This is a genomic window from Agrococcus sp. ProA11 (assembly GCF_039880525.1).
Classification (GTDB): Bacteria; Actinomycetota; Actinomycetes; order Actinomycetales; family Microbacteriaceae; genus Agrococcus; species Agrococcus chionoecetis.
In genome coordinates, this window is sequence record NZ_CP156989.1 from 495,413 (window position 1) to 513,072 (window position 17,660).

The following is a 17,660-nucleotide window of genomic DNA, read 5'->3' on the forward strand; positions in this document are numbered from 1 at the left end:
TCTATGGGCGCGCCCTGATGGGCGATACGGGCGGGGGACAAGCGTTACCGTTTCGTGACCTGCGACCCCCGCTAGCCTGAGACGGTGCCGTCCAGAATCGTCATCGCGTCACCCGAAGGCCACGCCGGCAAGTCGATCGTCGCCCTGGGATTGGTGGAGGCGCTCAGCCGCCGGGTCGAGCGCGTCGGGGTCTTCCGGCCGATCGCTCGCTCCGAGCAGCAGCGCGACCGGGTGCTCGAGCTGCTGCTGGCGCACGAGGCCGTCGACCTGAGCTACGACGAGGCGATCGGCACCACCTACGCCGCGGTGCACGACGACGCGGATGCGGCGCTCGCAACCATCGTCGACCGCTACCACCGCATCGATGAGCGGTTCGACGCCATCGTCATCGTCGGATCCGACTACACCGACGTCGGCAGCCCCACGGAGCTCGGCTTCAATGCTCGCGTCGCCGCGAACCTCGGTGCCTCGGTGCTGCTGGTGCTCGGCGGACGGGATCCCGAGACCGACGAGCCCCGCACGGCGGACGAGCTCCGACAGCTCGCCGAGGTGACCACCGCCGAGCTCTCCCACGCCCACACCTCCATCGCGGGCGTGGTCGTCAATCGGGCAGACCCGGACGCGATCGCGGCGATCCCGGGGGCGCTGGCGGACGCCGTGCCGAAGGGCGTGCCGATCTGGTCGATCCCGGAGGATGCGCTGCTGAGCGCGCCGAGCGTCGGATCGCTGTTCGCCGCCGCGGAGGCGACGCTGGTGCGCGGCGACGAGGAGCTGCTGGCGCGCGAGTCGCTCGGCACGGTGGTCGCCGGCATGTCGATGGAGCACGTGCTCGAGCGGCTCATCGAGGGCGGCATCCTCGTCACGCCGGGCGACCGCTCGGATGTGATCGTGGGCACGCTGCTGGCGCAGCAGTCCGACACGTTCCCGTTGATCGCGGGCATCATCCTCAACGGTGGCTTCGAGCTGCACCCGGCGGTGCAGCGGCTGCTCGGCGGCCTCGACCTCGGGGTGCCGATCGGGCTGAGTCCGCACGGCACCTACGAGACCGCGCGGCGGATCGCCACCACCCGCGGCTCGCTCATCGACGGCACGCAGCGCAAGCGCGACGCCGCGCTCGCGCTCTTCGAGGAGCACGTCGACGCGGACGCGTTGCTCGAGCGTCTGGAGGTCGCGACGACCGACGTCGTCACGCCGCTGATCTTCGAGCACGGGCTCGTCGAGCGCGCTCGATCGGATGTGCGGCACATCGTGCTACCCGAGGGGGAGGACGATCGCATCCTGCAGGCGGCCTCCACGGTGCTGGCGCGGGGCATCGCCCGGCTCACGATCCTGGGTGATGCGGCCGCAATCCGACAGCGCGCGTCTGCGCTCGGCCTGGATCTGGCGGACGCCCGAATCGTCGCCACCGACGATCCCGAGCTGCGGCCGAAGTACGCCGCCGAGTATCAGCGGCTCCGCGCGCACAAGGGCGTCACGATCGAGCAGGCGATGGAGCGACTGCTCGACGTCAGCTACTTCGGCACGCTCATGGTCCACACCGGCGACGCCGACGGCATGGTCTCCGGCGCGGCGCACACCACCGCGCACACGATCAAGCCGTCGTTCGAGACCATCAAGACGAAGCCGGGGGTCTCGGTCGTCTCGAGCGTGTTCCTGATGGCGTTGGCCGATCGCGTGCTCGTCTACGGGGACTGCGCCATCATCCCGGAGCCGACCGTCGAGGAGCTCGCCGACATCGCGATCTCCTCGGCCCAGACCGCCAGCGACTTCGGCATCGAACCGCGCGTCGCGATGCTCTCGTACTCGACGGGCGCATCCGGCACGGGCGCGGAGGTCGACCGGGTCCGAGCGGCCACCGAGCTCGTGCGCGAGCGAGCGCCTGAGCTGCTGGTGGAGGGCCCGCTGCAGTACGACGCGGCGGCAGATGCCGCGGTCGCCAAGCAGAAGATGCCCGACTCGGACGTCGCCGGTCGGGCCACTGTGTTCATCTTCCCCGACCTCAACACGGGCAACAACACCTACAAGGCGGTGCAGCGCTCCGCCGGTGCGCTCGCGATCGGACCGGTGCTGCAGGGCCTCAACAAGCCCGTCAATGATCTCTCCCGCGGCGCGCTCGTGAACGACATCGTGAACACCATCGCGATCACCGCGATCCAGGCGCAGGACGCGGCCGCACCGCGAGGCGCCGCGTGACCGGCTCGGTCTTCGTGATCAACGCGGGGTCGTCGAGCCTGAAGTACCAGCTTGTCGATGTCGACTCCGGCAGTGCGCTCGCGAGCGGCCTCATCGAGCGCATCGGCGAGACGACCGGCGTCGCAAAGCATCATGTGCCGGGCGCGGATGACGTCATCGAGCGGCGCATGATCACCGACCACGCGCATGCCTTCGGCTGGGTCCTGCAGCAGTTCGACGCGCACGGCCCCGACCTGCACGCCGCGGACCTGATCGGCATCGGGCACCGCGTCGTGCAGGGAGGCGCGCGCTTCGACCGCGCCGCGCGCATCGACGGTGACGTCGCCCAGCAGATCGAGGAGCTGGCACCGCTCGCGCCGCTGCACAATCCCGCCAACCTGCAGGGCATCACGGCAGCACGCGCCGCGTTCCCCGGGCACCCGCACGTGGCGGTGTTCGACACCGCGTTCCACATGACGATCCCGCCGGCGGCGCATCGCTACGCGATCGACGAGCGGGTCGCGGCAGAGCACCGCATTCGCAAGTACGGCTTCCACGGCACGAGTCATCAGTTCGTCTCGCGCCGCCTCGCCGAATTGCTCGGCAAGCCGCTCGACGAGGTCAACTCGATCGTGCTGCACCTCGGCAACGGCGCCTCCGCCACGGCGGTGCGCGGCGGCGAGAGCGTCGAGACGTCAATGGGCATGACGCCGCTCGCGGGCCTCGTGATGGGCACGCGCTCCGGCGACATCGACCCCGGCGTCGTCTTCCACCTGCATCGCGTGGCCGGCATGTCGGTCGATGAGATCGACACGCTGCTGAACAAGCGCTCCGGCCTGCTCGGCATGACGGGCACGGGCGACATGCGCGATGTGCTGCAAGCGGCCGAGGCGGGCATCCCGCGCGCGGTCGAAGCACTCGAGATCGTCGCGCACCGGCTGCGCGGCACCGTGGGCGCCTATCTCGCGCAGCTGGGCCGCACCGACGCGATCGCCTTCACCGCCGGCATCGGCGAGCATGCGGCGAAGGTGCGCGAGATGGGGCTGGCAGGCATGGAGGGGCTGGGCATCGAGCTCGATCCCGAGCGGAATGCCGGCAGCGGCGAGCGCCGCATCTCGACCGACAGCTCGGCGATCGAGGTCTGGGTGGTGCCGACCAATGAGGAGCTGGAGATCGCTCGGCAGGTGGCCGAGCTGGTCGGATGATCAGGGCTCGGCGAGCGCACCGATCGCGAAGCTGCTGAGCTGCTCGGTCGGCAGCGACTGGCCGCCGTGCTGCGTATCGAACGCCGCGGTGGCGTCGGTGCCGCAGATCCCGAGGATGCGATCGGGCCCGCCCGGGTGCCGCGCGATCCATGCGGTCACGTCGTAGACCGTGCCCTCGATCGCCACCCAGCACGATGCCGAGTCGGCGTGCTGCGCGACCTCAGACATGCCGATCTCGGCTCCTGCCCCGTCCGCAGGTGCGGTCGGCCCAGGCACGATCGGCAGCGGCGACGCAGTAGGCGCAGCGACGCGGTCCTGCCATACCCGCGTGGCGCCGGTGTGCCCGGCGAGCACGCTGATGATGATCGCGCCGACGGCGATCGCGGCCAGCACCGAGCCGACGATGAGGCCGATCACGCCTGTCGGCCGGTTGCGCCGGTCGGCCTTGCCCTGCCACAGCCACCAGGCGAGCGTCGCGCCGAGGAGGATCGTCGACATGATGAGCACCCAGTTGCCCAGCTGCTCGTGCTGCCCCGGGGACCCGACGCGCTCGGCGAGCGCCTCACCCGAGAGCTTGGCGACCAGGGCTCCGGCCGTGGCAACCCCCAGCACCGCGACCATTGCCCAGCCCAGCGAGGGGCGCCAGCGGGGCACGAGCAGTGCCAGGATGACGCCGATCGCGCCCAGCGGCAGGAGCACCACCGGGATGTGCACCGCGAGCGGGTGCAGCGGCAGGCCGAACGCCAGGTCGAAGGGGTTGGCCGTTGCGGCGGTCGAGAGCATGCGGCAACGCTACAGCCGCCCGCTTCGCGAGCACGCCGACAGTTCGATAGGATGGATGCGGCTCCCCGCGTGGCGCCATCCAGGCCAACTCCCCCAGGTCGGAGACGAAGCAAGGGCAACCGGGCTCTGGCGGGTGCGCGGGGGGTCCTTCTCGTCTTCGGGCGACGTGGGTCGGCCGACTGTGGAGGCGTCCGCGCGAGTCAGCGGTGGCAAGTAGCCTGGGTCGCATGGTCGCCGCCCTCTACCGCCGCTATCGGCCGGAGTCGTTCTCTGAGCTCATCGGGCAGGCGCACGTCACCGATCCGCTGCGCACCGCCCTGCGCGCCGACCGGGTGAACCACGCCTACCTCTTCTCCGGTCCCCGCGGCTGCGGCAAGACCACCAGCGCCCGCATCCTCGCGCGCTGCCTCAACTGCGCCGAGGGCCCGACACCCGAGCCGTGCGGCACGTGCGACTCGTGCGTCGAGCTCGGACGCGACGGCAGCGGGTCGCTCGACGTGGTCGAGATCGACGCGGCGAGCCACGGTGGTGTGGATGACGCGCGCGATCTGCGCGAGCGGGCGACCTTCGCGCCCAGCCGCGATCGCTACAAGGTCTTCATCATCGACGAGGCGCACATGGTGACCTCCGGCGGCTTCAACGCGCTGCTGAAGATCGTCGAGGAGCCGCCGGAGCACATCAAGTTCATCTTCGCCACGACCGAGCCCGACAAGGTCATCGGCACGATCCGCTCCCGCACGCACCACTATCCGTTCCGGCTCATCGCGCCGGCGCCCATGCTCGAGTACGTGCAGCAGCTCTGCGGCGAGGAGGGGGTCGAGGTCGCGCCAGGCGTGCTTCCCCTGGTCGTGCGCGCCGGTGGAGGCTCTGCGCGCGACACGCTCAGCCTGCTCGACCAGCTCATCGCCGGCTCCGAGGCGCAGGTCACCTACGAGAGCGCCGTGGCGCTGCTCGGCTTCACCCACGGCGAGCTGCTCGACGAGATCATCGGGGCGCTGTCGGCCGCTGATGCGTCGAGCCTGTTCGCGGCGATCGACCGCGTCGTGCAGACCGGTCAGGATCCGCGCCGCTTCGTCGAGGATCTGCTGGAGCGGCTTCGGGATCTCATCGTCGCGCATGCTGCGGCCGACCCTGCCGCGATCCTGCACGGCGTGCCGGAGGCAGAGCTGGCGACGCTCGTCGCGCAGGCCGGCGGCTTCGGGGGAGCCGAGCTCTCGCGCGCAGCCGACATCGTGGCGAGGGCGCTCACCGACATGGCCGGCGCGACGAGCCCGCGCCTGCATCTCGAGCTGATGGCGGCGCGCCTGCTCGTGCCCGAGACGGGCGACGTCGAGGTCGGCACCCTGGCCCGCGTGGAGCGCATCGAGCAGCGGCTCGACGGCGCAGCGCCCTCCGCCGCGCCTGCGGCGTCAGACGGCGCAGCGCCAGCCGGCGCGCCTGCTGCCGCCGCGCCTCCTGCCGCCGCGCCCCCCGCCGCACCTGCGGTGCCCGCCGGCGCACTTGCCGCGGCCCCCGCCGCCGAGCCTCCCGCGCACGCCGATCAGGCGGGGGACCCCTCCCGTCGAACCGGACCCGGTGCACCGGGTCCCGCTGGGCGCAACGGGTCGTCGACGCGAGACCCGCAGGCGCCGCCGCCCGCGGTGGAAGCCACGCCCGCGCCTGCGGGTGCAGCGATCGCACCGGATGTGGCCGTGGCGCCCGCCGCTCCCATCACGCTCGCGCAGCTGCGCGATGCCTGGGACGAGGTGCTCCAGGGGCTCGCCGATCAGCACCGCGCCGCCTGGATGCTCGTGACGAACACCACACCGATCGACCTCCGGGATGGCGACGTCCTGGTGCTCGGCTTCCAGTCCGACGCCGACGTGCAGCGCTTCCGCGAGTCGCAGGGCGCGAAGCCCAGCATCGCCGACCTGCTGCGCACCGCGATCAAGAGCCTCCTGGGCATCGAGGTGAAGTACATCGCTCGCCTCGCGCCGTCGGCGCGCGGCGCGAAGGAGCAGTCGTCGGCCGCTGACAACGATGTGCACCGAGCCGCAGCGCCCGCTGACGCGCCCGCGGTCACCGCGATTGCCCCGCAACGCAATGCAGCCGCTGCGGCGCCCGAGCCGGGTGCAGCATCCGGGTCGGCCTCGACCCCCGCACCGACGGCCGCACCGGCACCCGCATCGACGCCGGGGCGCGCAGCGACGGCGACTCCGGCGCCTGCGTCGGGCTCGCGCGGCGCCGGTCGGCAGGCACCCGAGTCGGCTGCGCCCGTGACGGGCTGGGCCGTCGCGGCCATTCCGAGCGATGCCGAGGCGCCGCCGGAGGATCTGCCAGAGCAGCCGCTGCCTGACGAGCCCGACCCGTTCTCGTTCGTCTCGGCGCCGGACGCTCCGACACCGGTCGTGACTGCAGCCGCGCCGGCCCCCGCGTCGGCACCCGCGGGGCCGTCGCTCGACGAGCTCGCGCAGGCCGCGCCCGCGCCCGAGCCGGCGCTCTCGGCATCGCAGGCCGCCCGCTACGGCGAGTCCGTGGTGCGGGAAGAGCTCGGCGCCGAGCTGATCGAGGAGCGCCCGCGGGTGCGAGGGGAGCGCTGACATGTACGACGGCATCGTCCAGGACCTCATCGACGAGCTCGGCAGGCTGCCTGGCGTCGGGCCGAAGTCGGCCCAGCGCATCGCGTTCCACATCATCCAGACGGAGACGTTCGACGTCGACCGCTTGGCGAGCATCCTGCAGACGGTGCGGCAGCGCGTGCGCTTCTGCGTCATCTGCGGCAACATCGGCGAGGAGGAGCGCTGCGCCATCTGCCGTGATCCGCGCCGCGTGCCCACGACGATCTGCGTCGTCGAGGAGGCGAAGGATGTGGTGGCGATCGAGCGCACCCGTGAGTATCGAGGGCTGTACCACGTGCTGGGCGGCGCGCTGAATCCCATGCAGGGGATCGGCCCCGACCAGCTGCGCGTCGCGTCGCTCATGACTCGGCTGCAGGACACGTCGGTCGAGGAGATCATCATCGCCACCGACCCCAATGTCGAGGGCGAGGCGACCGCGACCTACCTCATCCGCTCGCTGCTGCCGATGGGCGTGCGCGTGTCACGGCTCGCGAGCGGGCTCCCGGTCGGCGGCGACCTGGAGTTCGCCGACGAGATGACGCTCGGCCGGGCCTTCGAGGGGCGCCGCACCGTCGAGCGTTGAGTCCGGAGCGCTCACCCTTGCGGTGAGCGCGCAGGACTCAAGGTCGAGGAGCGGGCGGCGCAGCCGCCCGCGTCACGAGACCTCCGCCGGCCCGCCCGCCCGCGTCCCAAGACCCCGCCCCTGCTGCGGCGCCCGCCTCCCAGGCGGCATCCGCGGCACCTACGCCCGCCTAGACTTGAACGATCCGGGTGGAGAGGAACGGCGTGAGCCTCATCGTGCAGAAGTACGGCGGGTCCAGTGTGGGCGACGCCGAGGGGATCAAGCGCGTCGCCAAGCGCATCGTCGAGACGCGCAGGCGCGGCGAAGACGTCGTCGTGGTGGTCTCCGCGATGGGCGACACGACCGACGAGCTGCTCGACCTCGCACACCAGGTCGTGCCGAGCCTGCCCAAGGGCGGCCGCGAGCTCGACATGCTGCTCACCGCGGGCGAACGCATCTCCATGGCGCTGCTCGCCCTCGCGATCAAGTCACAGGGTGCCGAGGCCGTGTCCTTCACGGGCAGCCAGGCAGGCATGCTCACCGACGACAAGCACGGCTCCGCGCGCATCGTCTCCGTCACGCCCGGTCGCGTGCGCGACGCGCTCGATCAGGGTCGGATCGCGATCGTGCAGGGCTTCGCAGGTTTCAACAAGGTCACCGGCGACATCACCACCCTCGGCCGGGGTGGCTCCGACACGTCGGCGGTGGCACTAGCCGCGGCACTGCAGGCCGACGTGTGCGAGATCTACACCGACGTCGACGGCGTCTTCTCCGCCGACCCGCGCGTCGTGCCCAAGGCTCGCCGCATCCCTCGCGTCACGAGCGAGGAGATGCTCGAGCTCGCCGCCGGCGGCGCGAAGGTGCTGCACATCCGCAGCGTCGAGTACGCGCGCCGTCACGGCGTCACCCTCCACGTGCGCTCGTCGTTCACGAACGACGAGGGCACCATCGTGTACGACCCAGAGAGGACGGGGTCCCAAATGGAAGAGCCGATGATCGTGGGCGTCGCCCACGACCTGTCAGAGGCCAAGATCACCGTCGCCGGCACGCCTGACGTGCCGGGCACGGCTGCCCGCATCTTCACGATCGTGGCCGAGACGGGCGCGAACATCGACATGATCGTGCAGAACGTCTCGGAGGCCTCGACCGGGCGCACCGACATCTCCTTCACGCTGCCGAAGGAGGAAGCTGGTGCTGTGCTCGACGCGCTGGAGTCGCAGCGCGAGGCCGTCGGCTTCGAGCAGCTGCGCTACGACGACCAGATCGGCAAGCTCGCGCTCGTCGGCGCAGGCATGCGCACCAATGCGGGCGTCTCCGCCCGCCTGTTCCGGGCGCTGTCGGAGTCGGACATCAACATCGAGATGATCTCGACCTCGGAGATCCGCATCTCGGTCGTCACGCGCGCCGACCAGCTGATCGACGCGGTAAAGGTCGTGCATTCGGCCTTCGACCTCGACGCGGCCGAGGACGCGGTCGTGCACGCGGGGACGGGCCGATGATCCGGCAGCTGAGCGCCGAGCCCGGCGCCACGCGCGCGGTGCGCATCGGCGTCGTCGGCGCTACCGGTCAGGTGGGCAGCGTGGTGCTGCGCCTGCTGGCCGAGCGCGACCTCGCGATCGACGAGCTGCGGCTGTTCGCCTCCGCGCGATCCGCAGGCACGACGATCGACTTCCGGGGCACGGCGATCACGGTCGAGGACGCCGACCAGGCCGACCCGTCCGGACTCGAGATCGCGATCTTCTCCGCGGGTGGGTCGACCTCGAAGCGGCTGGCGCCGAAGTTCGCCGACGCGGGTGTCATCGTGATCGACAACTCCTCTGCCTGGCGGATGGACCCGGAGGTGCCGCTGGTCGTCTCCGAGGTGAATCCGCACGCGATCACCGGTGCCATCAAGGGCATCATCGCCAACCCGAACTGCACGACGATGGCCGCGATGCCCGTGCTGAAGCCGCTCGACCTGGCTGCCGGTCTCGTGCGTCTGGTGGTGGCCACCTACCAGGCGGTCTCAGGCTCCGGTCTCGCGGGTGTCGAGGAGCTGCGCGGCCAGTTGGAGCGCGCGCAGGGGCAGCAGCCCGAGCGGCTGACCCACGACGGCTCGGCGATCGAGTTCCCCGAGCCCGCGGTCTACACCCAGACGATCGCGCACAACGTGCTGCCGCTGGCGGGCGCGATCGTCGACGACGGATCCGCCGAGACCGACGAGGAGCAGAAGCTGCGCAACGAGTCGCGCAAGATCCTGCAGCGCCCGGAGCTGCGGGTGGCTGGCACCTGCGTGCGCGTGCCGGTCTTCACCGGCCACTCGCTCGCGATCCATGCAGAGTTCGAGCGGGACCTCAGTCCTGCGCAGGCTCGGGAGCTGCTGGAGGCGGCGCCCGGCGTGCAGCTCGTCGACGTGCCGACGCCGCAGCAGGCTGCCGGGGCGGATGCCTCCCTGGTCGGCCGCATCCGCGCCGACCAGTCCGCGGAGCCCGGCAAGGGGCTCGTGCTCTTCGTCGCCAACGACAATCTGCGCAAGGGCGCTGCCCTCAACGCGGTGCAGCTCGCGGAGCTGGTCGCGCAGCGGCTCGGCTGAGCCCGAGCACCCCGTCGGGGGAGGGGCGCGCCGGTGCATCGGCGCGCCCCTCGCTGTTGCTCAGGCCCGAGCGTCCCCATCCTGCTCAGACGGTGCCGGCGCGGCCGTGTCGGCAGCCGCATCGACGCGCTCGTCCGCGACGTCGCTGCCCCCGCCAGCATGCGGTGACGCGGTCTCGTCGGCCGTCTGCGTGCCGACTCGCTGCTCGACCCAGTGCTTCGCGTCGGCTGCCTTCACGCCGATCGTCTGGCCTGCGTCGTGCGTCTGCTCCCCGAGGTGCTCGGCGCGATCCTTGACCCAGTCGGCGGCGTCGCCCAGCTTGTCCTTCGCATCTCCCAGCTTGTCCTTGGCGTCGTCCAGGATTCCCATGACTGGCTCCTCTCGTCGATCCCGACAGCGTCGCTGCCGAATGCGCCCCATGCTAGGGCTCCGCCGCTGGCGGATCCCTGGGACTCGGTCAACCGTCCACGAGCATTGTTCTAGGATCGAAGGCGTGACCAAGACGATCGATGTGGCCCTCATCGGCGGGGGAATCATGAGCGCAACGCTCGGTGCCCTGCTGCAGCGACTGGAGCCGTCCTGGACGATCGCGCTCTTCGAGCGCCTTCCGGAGGTCGGCCTGGAGTCCTCGAACCCCTGGAACAACGCGGGCACGGGCCATGCTGCGCTGTGCGAGCTCAATTACATGCCGGAGGGCAAGGACGGCTCGATGACGACCGCGAAGGCGGTCGAGATCAACGAGCAGTTCCAGCTCTCCCGCCAGCTCTGGTCGTCGTTCGTCGAGGACGGCACGCTGCCCGATCCGAAGGGCTTCATCTCTCCCACCCCGCACATGACCTTCGTCTGGGGCGAGGACAACGTCGACTACCTGCGCCGCCGGTGGGAGCTGCTGAAGGATGAGCCGCTGTTCGCGGGCATCGAGTACTCGGAGGACGCCGAGGTGATCCGCGGTTGGGCCCCGACGCTCATCCCCGGGCGCAAGAAGTCGCAGCCGATCGCCGCAACGCGCTCCACCGACGGTACGGATGTCGACTTCGGCGCGCTCACGCGCATGCTGATCGGCAGGATGGCCGAGAACGGCGCGACGATCAGCACCGGCGTCACCGTGACCGGCCTCAAGCGCCGCCCGGAGGGGGACTGGCGCATCAAGATGCGGCGAGAGGTCGGGCAGGCGCCCTTCAGCGTCACCGCGCGCTTCGTCTTCGTCGGCGCCGGCGGCGGCGCGCTGAAGCTGCTGCAGAAGTCGCACATCCCCGAGGCCAAGGGCTTCGCGGGCTTCCCGATCTCCGGTGCGTTCCTGCGCACGGACAACCCGGATGTCGTGGCACGCCACACGGCCAAGGTCTACGGCAAGGCGAGCGTGGGCGCACCGCCCATGTCGGTGCCGCACCTCGACACGCGCGTCGTCGACGGCGAGTCCAGCCTGCTGTTCGGCCCGTACGCGGGATGGAGCCCGAAGTACCTCAAGACCGGCAGCTACACCGACATGTTCGAGACCATCAAGGGCCACAACATCTGGCCGATGGTGCGCGCCGGGCTCGCGAACTTCGACCTGGTCGGCTACCTGATGGGCGAGGTCTTCGCGTCGCGCAAGCAGCGGCTGGACGCGCTGCGCGAGTTCATGCCGGATGCGAAGGATGAGGACTGGCGGCTCATCACCGCCGGTCAGCGGGTGCAGGTCATGAAGAAGGACGCCGAGAAGGGTGGCGTGCTGCAGTTCGGCACCGAGCTCGTCACCGGCGCGGACGGCACGATCGCCGGCCTCCTGGGGGCGTCCCCGGGCGCCTCGACCGCCGTGCACGTGATGCTGACGCTCTTCGAGCGATGCTTCCCGGAGCAGCTGCCGCGCTGGCAGGAGACGCTCCGCGAGCTCATCCCCAGCTACGGAACCAGGCTGAACGAGGATGCGGCCGCGGCGCGCGACTCGCTCGCGCGCACCGCGCGCGTCCTGCGGCTCACCGAGGCGGCCGACGCCGACGCCGACCCGACCGGCGTCGCGCACGTCTCGACCGCGTAGGCGCAGCCATGTCGATTCCCGATCGCGAGATCGCCGCGGAGCGGTCGGTGAGTGTGGTCGCCGACGGCGCGCTCGCCGCGGCGCTCCGCGCAGCGGTCGATGCGGATCCGTCGCTGCGCCTGACGGGCGTCGTTGCGCGGTTCACCGAGCTGGTGACGGAGGCGGAGTTCCCCGGCGACGTCGTGCTGCTCGCTGAGGCGTCCGGCGCGGCGCTCTTCGCACATGCCCAGACGGCACTCGCCGCGGGCGCGCTGGTCATCGTGCATGCCGACGTCAGCGCCGCGCAGCAGGAGGCGCTCGAGCAGGCGGGCGTGGCCGTCGTGCCGCGCGATGAGGCGGCCGCAGCGGTGGTGAGCCGCATCGGCAGACTGCGACCGACGGGTCGACGCGGCCAGCGCACGCTCGACAGCGACGTCCGCCCGCGCCCGCGGCTCTCGCGCAGCGAGCGGCGTGCGCTCGCGCACTACGTGCAGGGGCGCACCACCGTGCAGGTCGCCGCCGAGATGGGGGTCGGCTATGAGACCGCGAAGACGTTCCTCCGTCGGGTGCGGGCGAAGTACGCCGCGGTCGACAGGGCAGCGGGCAAGCGCGCCCAGCTGATCGCGCGTGCCGAAGAGGACGGGATCCTCTAGCCGTGGCCAAGCTCTACTTCCGCTATGGCGCGATGAACTCCGGCAAGTCGACCGGGCTGCTGCAGGCCGCTTTCAACTATGAGGAGCGGGGGCAGCGAGTGCTGCTCGCGAAGCCGTCGACCGACACGAAGGGCGAGCGAGACATCGTCTCCCGCCTGGGCGTCACCCGGCAGGTCGACTTCCTCGTGGGGCCGGAGGAATCCGCTGCGGCCGCGTTCGAGGCTGCCGCCGCAACGCGTGACGAGCCGGTCGCGTGCCTGCTGCTCGACGAGGCGCAGTTCCTGACGCCCGGACAGGTCGACGAGCTGCTGCGCATCGCAGTCGAGCGCGGCGTGCCGGTCATCGCCTACGGCATCCGCACCGACTTCCTGACGCACGCGTTCCCGGGGTCGGCCCGCCTGCTCGAGCTCGCCCACTCGCTCGAGGAGCTCAAGACGATCTGCCGCTGCGGCCGCAAGGCCATGTTCAATGGCCGGAAGATCGGCGATGCGTTCGTCTTCGACGGCGACCAGGTCGCCATCGATGGCGAGTCGGTCACCTACGAGTCGCTCTGCGCCACCTGCTACCTGCAGGAGTCCGGCGGCCGCCTGGGCGTCTGAACCGCGCTCGTCGGCCTCCCGTAGGTCCCCCGTAGGTCGAGGAGCGCTCGGGCGCAGCCCGAGCGCGTCACGAGACCGAACGCGACCAGTCGGTCTCGTGACGCGCGCGGCTTCGCCGCCCGCTCCTCGACCTGCGGATGTCACGAGACCGGGACAGCAGAAGGGCCCCCGCCTGCCGGCGAGGGCCCTTCACACATGGTCGGGGTGACAGGATTTGAACCTGCGACCTCGTCGTCCCGAACGACGCGCGCTACCAAGCTGCGCCACACCCCGATGTCACGTCGCCGGATCTGAGACCCGGCAGAGCAACCGCACCAGTCTACCCGATGTCGCGGGGCCGCAGCGACACGACGACCGCCTCCGGTGGCGTGCCCAGCCTGAACGGGGCGAAGATCGACGAGCCGATGCCCTGCGAGACGTTCAGCGGCACCGAGCGCCCCTCATGCGTCCAGCTGCTGAGCCCCGACGCCTGCGCGCGCGGGATGTCGCAGTTCGTGACGAGCGCATGCCCGCCCGGGATGCGCACCTGGCCGCCGTGCGTGTGGCCCGCGAGGATCGCATCCGCTCCCAGGTCGACGAACGCGTTGAGGATCCGCTGGTAGGGCGCGTGCGTGACGCCGAGCGTGACACGCGGCGCGTCGCCGACGGCCTTGCGCATCCGTGAGATCGCGGCCTCGGTCTGGTCGAGACGATCCCAGTGCCGATGCGGGTCGGCGACCCCGAATGCGGCAACGGTCGTGCCGCGCACCTCGATCGCCCGCGCGAGGTTGTTGAGGTTCAGCCAGCCGAGCTCCTTGAACGCGCGCTCGAGCCCCTCGGTGTCCAGTCGCTTCGACGCGCCGCCGCTGGGCTTCGACGGGCCGCCGAAGTAGCGCAGCGGATTCTTGAACTCGGGTCCGTAGACGTCGTTCGAACCGTGCACGAAGAAGCCCGGCACACCCTCGAACACCCGGAGCGCGTCGGCCAGCACGGGCAGGGCAGCGGCGTGCCCGAGGCTGTCGCCCGTGTTGACGATCACGTCCGGCTCGACGGTGGTCAGCCCGGAGAGCCAGTCGAGCTTGTCGGACTGCCACGGCGCCAGGTGGATGTCAGCCAGGTGCAGCACGGTGATCGGTCGCGCGCCCTTGGGCAGCACATGCAGCGTCTCCGTGCGCACGCGGAACGCTCGCGGCTCGATGGCCGTCGCATAGGCGGCCACGGCGGCGCCCGCGGCGAGGGTGCCGCCGACGAGCGCGCCGAGCGCTCTCGGGCTAGCAGCCAGGGTCGCCTCCGGATGCGTTCGTGCCGACGACGACCGAGATCGGGTCGCCGGGCGCGCCGGGCGCGTCAGCGAGCGGGTTCTGCGCGAGCACGGTGCAGACGTTGGCCTCGCCGTGGTCCTGCCAGGTGATCTGCATGAGCTCGGCATCGAAGCCGGCGCTGCCCAGGGCCGCGCGCGCATCGGAGAGCGCCTGCCCGACCAGATTCGGCCAGGTCGATCCCGACGGAGCCTCGGTGGACTCCGGCTCCGCATCCGGCGACAGGCCGCCGTTCGAGGGGTAGATGATGATCGGCGTCTGCGTCGTCACGAGCGAGCCCGCGCCGGGCGCGGTGTACTCGACGAGCCCCTCGTCCTGCAGGCCCTCGATCGGATCGGCGACCTGCACCGTGAAGCCCGCCGCGGTCAGGGTCGCCTCGGCGTCGGCGACGCTCTGGCCGGCCACGCTCGGCAGCTCGTTGGCGTTGCCGCGCAGCGTGTCCTGATCGGGCGAGAGGAACTCACCGCCGGGATAGCGGTTGATGGCCTCGCCCATCGCGGCCGTGAAGATGGACGACCGCACGTTCCACCGCTCCTGGAGCGAGTAGTTGCCGACGATGTTGCCCACCCACACCGAGGTGGCGACCGTCGGGCTGGCCCCGTTCACCCAGGTCTGGACGACGTTGTTGGTGGTTCCAGTCTTGGAGATCACCGGGGTCGGCCCTGCGGGGTTGTTGATCGGGTTGCGCTCGGTCACCTCGTTCAGCACGAGCTGCATCACCGACGCGACCTCCGGCGTGATCGCCTGGCGGCAGTCCTGCCCGGGAGGCGCGACCTCGGTGCCGTCGCGCGCGATGATGCGGTCGATCGCGATCGGCTCGCAGGCGACACCGCCGTTGGCGATGGTCGCGAAGGCGGTCGCCATGCCCATCGGCGTCACGGTCGAACCGGAGCCGATCACGGCGGGAGCGAAGATGTCCCACTCGCCGTTGGCGGGGTAGACGCCCATCCGCTCCGCGGTGTCGTGGATGTCGCAGAGATCCAGCTCGCTGGCCATGCGCGCGATGCCGGTGTTCACGGAGTTCACCATGATCTCGGTCGGCGTCATCCGCGCGTACTCGTTGCCCTCGTTGTTCTGCGGGTCCCAGGGCTCCGAGACGAGCCCGGTGCACTCGGCCGTGAATGAGCCCAGCGGCCACTCCTCGCGGGTCGCGTCGAGCTGCTCGTTCACGGAATGGCCGTCGATGATCCACTGCGCGAGCGTGAAGACCTTGAAGCCTGAGCCCGGCTGGAAGCCGGTTGAGGTGCCGTGCTCGGCATCCGCGTTGAAGTTGACGCTCGTGGCGGTCGGTGGCGCGCCCTCGCCGTTGTAGTAGTCCTTGTTCTGCACCATCGCCAGCACGCGGCCCGTGCCGACCTCGAGCTGCGTCACCGCGGCGCCCGACTGCCAGCGCGTCTCGTCGTTGGGCACCAGCTGGTCGACCGTGCTCTGGATGGCGTCGTTCAGGTCGAGGTCGATCGACGTGTAGATGCGGTAGCCGCCCTGGAAGAGCGCGGCGGCGTTGTCGGCCTGCGATGCGCCGAGGATGTAGTGGCCGTCGACCTGGTCGCGCTGCAGCACGCGGGTGACGTAGTCGCAGAAGAAGCGCGCCGAGTCATAACCGGTGATGCAGCCGTTGTTCGCGGGCTGGATGTCGACGAAGTTCTCGTCCACGGGGATGGCGAGCGCCTCGTCACGCTCATCGGCCGTGATCAGGCCCTCCGCAGCCATGCGGTTGATGATGAAGTCGCGTCGCTCCTGGTTGCGCGGCCAGTTGTCCGCTTCGAACAGGTTGCGGATCGAGGGGTTCTGCACCGTGGCGATCAGGGCCGCGGACTCGGCGATGGACAGATCCGAGGCCGACTTGTTGAAGATGCGCTGCGCCCCGGACTCGATGCCGTAGATGTTGCCGCCGAAGTTGGCGATGTTGAGGTAGGCGAGCACGATCTCGTTCTTCGTGTACTCCTGCTCGAGACCGATCGCGAGCCGCATCTCGGCGAGCTTGCGCTGGTAGCTCTCCTGGTACTGCTGCGCGTAGGTCTCCTCGTCGCCGCGGATGAACGCATCCATGGCGATCTGCTGGCGCACCAGCTGCATCGTCAGGGTCGAGGCGCCGGAGTCCCCGCCGAAGCCGAGCTGCGACATGCCGGCGCGGATCACGGATGGCGCGTCGACGCCACCGTGCTGGTAGTAGCGGCGGTCCTCGCCGGCGACGAGGGCGTTGACGGCCGTCGACGGCACATCGCTCCACTGCAGCACCTGGCGGTCCTGCGCGTAGAACTGCGCGATCTCCACCGGCTGGCCGTCGCGCAGGCCGTAGATGCGGTTGCGCTCCGCCTGCTGGTTGATCTGGGCGTAGGAGGGCAGGCTCTCGAAGAGGTCCAGGCCGCTGTTCGCCGCGCTCGAGGCGACGGCGAGGGCAGGGGTCAGCGTCGCGGAGACGAGGATCCCGGCGATCGCGGAGAACCCGATGAGCCCGAGCAGGGAGCCGAGCAGGCTTCCTGGCTTGTGTCGTGTGGCGGCCATAGCATGTCAGGGTACGGGAACAACCTATGAGGGCAGGGGACGACAGACGATGTCGAAGACCATCTGGGAGTACGCGACCACGCCACTCCTCATCCACCGCGAGACCGCCATCCTGAACACCTGGGGCGGGGACGGATGGGAGCTCGTGCACGTCGCGAACGGCCCCGAGGGCGGCATGGTCGCGTTCCTGAAGCGCCCCGTCGAGTCGGGCGACGCGGCGTGAGCATCGCGCAGCGCCTGGAAGAACTCGGCCTCACGCTGCCGGCCGTCGTGCCGCCGGTCGCCTCCTACGTGCCAGCGGTCTCCGCGAACGGCTTCGTGTACACCTCGGGTCAGCTGCCGATGGTCGACGGCGCGATGCCGCGCATCGGCAAGGTCGGCGCGGAGGTCTCGCCGGAGGACGCGCAGGCTGACGCCAGGCAGTGCGCGCTGAACGCGCTCGCCGCGATCGAGGCCGAGATCGGCTCGCTCGATCGCGTCACCCGCATCGTCAAGGTGGTCGGCTTCGTCGCGTCGGCGGAGGGCTTCCGGGGCCAGCCGGGCGTCGTCAACGGTGCCAGCGATGTGCTGGGCGAGATCTTCGGTGACGACGGACGCCACGCGCGCAGCGCCGTCGGCGTGGCAGAGCTGCCGCTGGGCGCGCCCGTCGAGGTCGAGCTGATCGTCGCCTACGCCTGACCCGCCCTCGTAGGTCGAGGAGCGGTGCGCGGAGCGCGCC

Annotated in this window: 15 protein-coding genes, 1 tRNA gene and 1 other RNA gene; 12 read left to right on the forward strand and 5 right to left on the reverse strand. The window is 70.8% G+C overall.

Annotation, left to right across the window (positions count from 1 at the left end; translation table 11 throughout):
- Window positions 1-84 precede the first annotated feature (84 nt).
- Window positions 85-2,193, forward strand: coding sequence for a phosphate acetyltransferase (gene pta / locus ABG090_RS02380; protein WP_347756055.1), 2,109 nt, complete (start codon window positions 85-87; stop codon window positions 2,191-2,193).
- Window positions 2,190-3,377: an acetate kinase gene (locus ABG090_RS02385; protein WP_347756057.1), complete on the forward strand. Its 1,188-nt coding sequence runs from the start codon at window positions 2,190-2,192 to the stop codon at window positions 3,375-3,377. The genes pta and ABG090_RS02385 overlap by 4 nt, the downstream gene beginning before the upstream one ends.
- Here the strand turns inward: ABG090_RS02385 and ABG090_RS02390 are convergent, their stop codons facing one another.
- Entirely contained in the window at window positions 3,378-4,160 is a 783-nt protein-coding gene (locus tag ABG090_RS02390) for a cytochrome b5-like heme/steroid binding domain-containing protein (RefSeq protein WP_347756059.1), read from the reverse strand. It lies immediately after the preceding gene.
- Window positions 4,161-4,216: 56 nt separating this feature from the next.
- Between ABG090_RS02390 and ffs the strand changes: the two genes are divergently transcribed.
- From ffs to ABG090_RS02415, 5 genes are all read left to right on the forward strand, one after another.
- An RNA gene (gene ffs, locus ABG090_RS02395) (signal recognition particle sRNA small type) lies at window positions 4,217-4,313 on the forward strand.
- A 74-nt stretch (window positions 4,314-4,387) separates the two neighbouring features.
- Window positions 4,388-6,739 carry a DNA polymerase III subunit gamma and tau gene (locus ABG090_RS02400; RefSeq protein WP_347756061.1) on the forward strand — a complete coding sequence of 784 codons (2,352 nt, stop codon included), beginning with the start codon at window positions 4,388-4,390 and terminating at the stop codon, window positions 6,737-6,739.
- A 1-nt stretch (window position 6,740) separates the two neighbouring features.
- Window positions 6,741-7,340 (forward strand): recombination mediator RecR, encoded by a 600-nt coding sequence (recR, locus tag ABG090_RS02405; RefSeq protein WP_347756063.1) that lies wholly within the window; start codon window positions 6,741-6,743, stop codon window positions 7,338-7,340.
- Window positions 7,341-7,543: 203 nt separating this feature from the next.
- On the forward strand, window positions 7,544-8,818 hold the full coding sequence (locus ABG090_RS02410; RefSeq protein ID WP_347756065.1) for an aspartate kinase: 1,275 nt from the start codon (window positions 7,544-7,546) through the stop codon (window positions 8,816-8,818).
- Window positions 8,815-9,891, forward strand: a complete 1,077-nt coding sequence (locus ABG090_RS02415) for an aspartate-semialdehyde dehydrogenase (protein WP_347756067.1) — start codon at window positions 8,815-8,817, stop codon at window positions 9,889-9,891. Before ABG090_RS02410 ends, ABG090_RS02415 begins: the two co-directional genes overlap by 4 nt.
- A 60-nt stretch (window positions 9,892-9,951) precedes the next feature.
- Here the strand turns inward: ABG090_RS02415 and ABG090_RS02420 are convergent, their stop codons facing one another.
- Window positions 9,952-10,260 (reverse strand): hypothetical protein, encoded by a 309-nt coding sequence (locus tag ABG090_RS02420; protein ID WP_347756069.1) that lies wholly within the window; start codon window positions 10,258-10,260, stop codon window positions 9,952-9,954.
- A 166-nt stretch (window positions 10,261-10,426) separates the two neighbouring features.
- Here ABG090_RS02420 and ABG090_RS02425 point away from each other — a divergent pair, with 166 nt between their 5' ends.
- The 3 genes from ABG090_RS02425 to ABG090_RS02435 are packed head-to-tail and all read left to right on the forward strand — an operon-like array spanning window position 10,427 to window position 13,139.
- Window positions 10,427-11,908 (forward strand): malate:quinone oxidoreductase, encoded by a 1,482-nt coding sequence (locus ABG090_RS02425; protein ID WP_347757456.1) that lies wholly within the window; start codon window positions 10,427-10,429, stop codon window positions 11,906-11,908.
- An 8-nt stretch (window positions 11,909-11,916) separates the two neighbouring features.
- Window positions 11,917-12,540 carry a DNA-binding response regulator gene (locus tag ABG090_RS02430; protein ID WP_347756071.1) on the forward strand — a complete coding sequence of 208 codons (624 nt, stop codon included), beginning with the start codon at window positions 11,917-11,919 and terminating at the stop codon, window positions 12,538-12,540.
- 2 nt (window positions 12,541-12,542) lie between these two features.
- Window positions 12,543-13,139: a thymidine kinase gene (locus ABG090_RS02435; RefSeq protein ID WP_347756073.1), complete on the forward strand. Its 597-nt coding sequence runs from the start codon at window positions 12,543-12,545 to the stop codon at window positions 13,137-13,139.
- Between the two features lie 196 nt (window positions 13,140-13,335).
- On the opposite strand, the gene ABG090_RS02440 is transcribed toward ABG090_RS02435, so the two are convergent.
- From ABG090_RS02440 to ABG090_RS02450, 3 genes are all read right to left on the reverse strand, one after another.
- Window positions 13,336-13,412, reverse strand: a tRNA-Pro gene (locus ABG090_RS02440).
- A 46-nt stretch (window positions 13,413-13,458) separates the two neighbouring features.
- Window positions 13,459-14,337 (reverse strand): metallophosphoesterase, encoded by an 879-nt coding sequence (locus ABG090_RS02445; protein WP_347756075.1) that lies wholly within the window; start codon window positions 14,335-14,337, stop codon window positions 13,459-13,461.
- A gap of 52 nt (window positions 14,338-14,389) precedes the next feature.
- Window positions 14,390-16,942, reverse strand: a complete 2,553-nt coding sequence (locus ABG090_RS02450) for a transglycosylase domain-containing protein (RefSeq protein ID WP_347756077.1) — start codon at window positions 16,940-16,942, stop codon at window positions 14,390-14,392.
- Between the two features lie 49 nt (window positions 16,943-16,991).
- Here ABG090_RS02450 and ABG090_RS02455 point away from each other — a divergent pair, with 49 nt between their 5' ends.
- Together ABG090_RS02455 and ABG090_RS02460 are read left to right on the forward strand one after the other, a co-directional pair.
- Window positions 16,992-17,165: a hypothetical protein gene (locus ABG090_RS02455; protein ID WP_347756079.1), complete on the forward strand. Its 174-nt coding sequence runs from the start codon at window positions 16,992-16,994 to the stop codon at window positions 17,163-17,165.
- Window positions 17,162-17,620 carry a RidA family protein gene (locus ABG090_RS02460; protein ID WP_347756081.1) on the forward strand — a complete coding sequence of 153 codons (459 nt, stop codon included), beginning with the start codon at window positions 17,162-17,164 and terminating at the stop codon, window positions 17,618-17,620. Before ABG090_RS02455 ends, ABG090_RS02460 begins: the two co-directional genes overlap by 4 nt.
- The last annotated feature ends 40 nt before the right edge of the window (window positions 17,621-17,660 follow it).

What these genes read in the sequence shown, in the direction of transcription:
- ABG090_RS02450 (WP_347756077.1), bottom strand. Translation starts at nt 16,942, where the DNA reads ATGGCCGCCACACGACACAAGCCAGGAAGCCTGCTCGGCTCCCTGCTC.
- ABG090_RS02415 (WP_347756067.1), top strand. Translation starts at nt 8,815, where the DNA reads ATGATCCGGCAGCTGAGCGCCGAGCCCGGCGCCACGCGCGCGGTGCGC.
- recR (WP_347756063.1), top strand. Translation starts at nt 6,741, where the DNA reads ATGTACGACGGCATCGTCCAGGACCTCATCGACGAGCTCGGCAGGCTG.
- ABG090_RS02420 (WP_347756069.1), bottom strand. Translation starts at nt 10,260, where the DNA reads ATGGGAATCCTGGACGACGCCAAGGACAAGCTGGGAGATGCGAAGGAC.
- ABG090_RS02425 (WP_347757456.1), top strand. Translation starts at nt 10,427, where the DNA reads ATGAGCGCAACGCTCGGTGCCCTGCTGCAGCGACTGGAGCCGTCCTGG.
- ABG090_RS02455 (WP_347756079.1), top strand. Translation starts at nt 16,992, where the DNA reads ATGTCGAAGACCATCTGGGAGTACGCGACCACGCCACTCCTCATCCAC.
- ABG090_RS02400 (WP_347756061.1), top strand. Translation starts at nt 4,388, where the DNA reads ATGGTCGCCGCCCTCTACCGCCGCTATCGGCCGGAGTCGTTCTCTGAG.
- ABG090_RS02390 (WP_347756059.1), bottom strand. Translation starts at nt 4,160, where the DNA reads ATGCTCTCGACCGCCGCAACGGCCAACCCCTTCGACCTGGCGTTCGGC.
- ABG090_RS02430 (WP_347756071.1), top strand. Translation starts at nt 11,917, where the DNA reads ATGTCGATTCCCGATCGCGAGATCGCCGCGGAGCGGTCGGTGAGTGTG.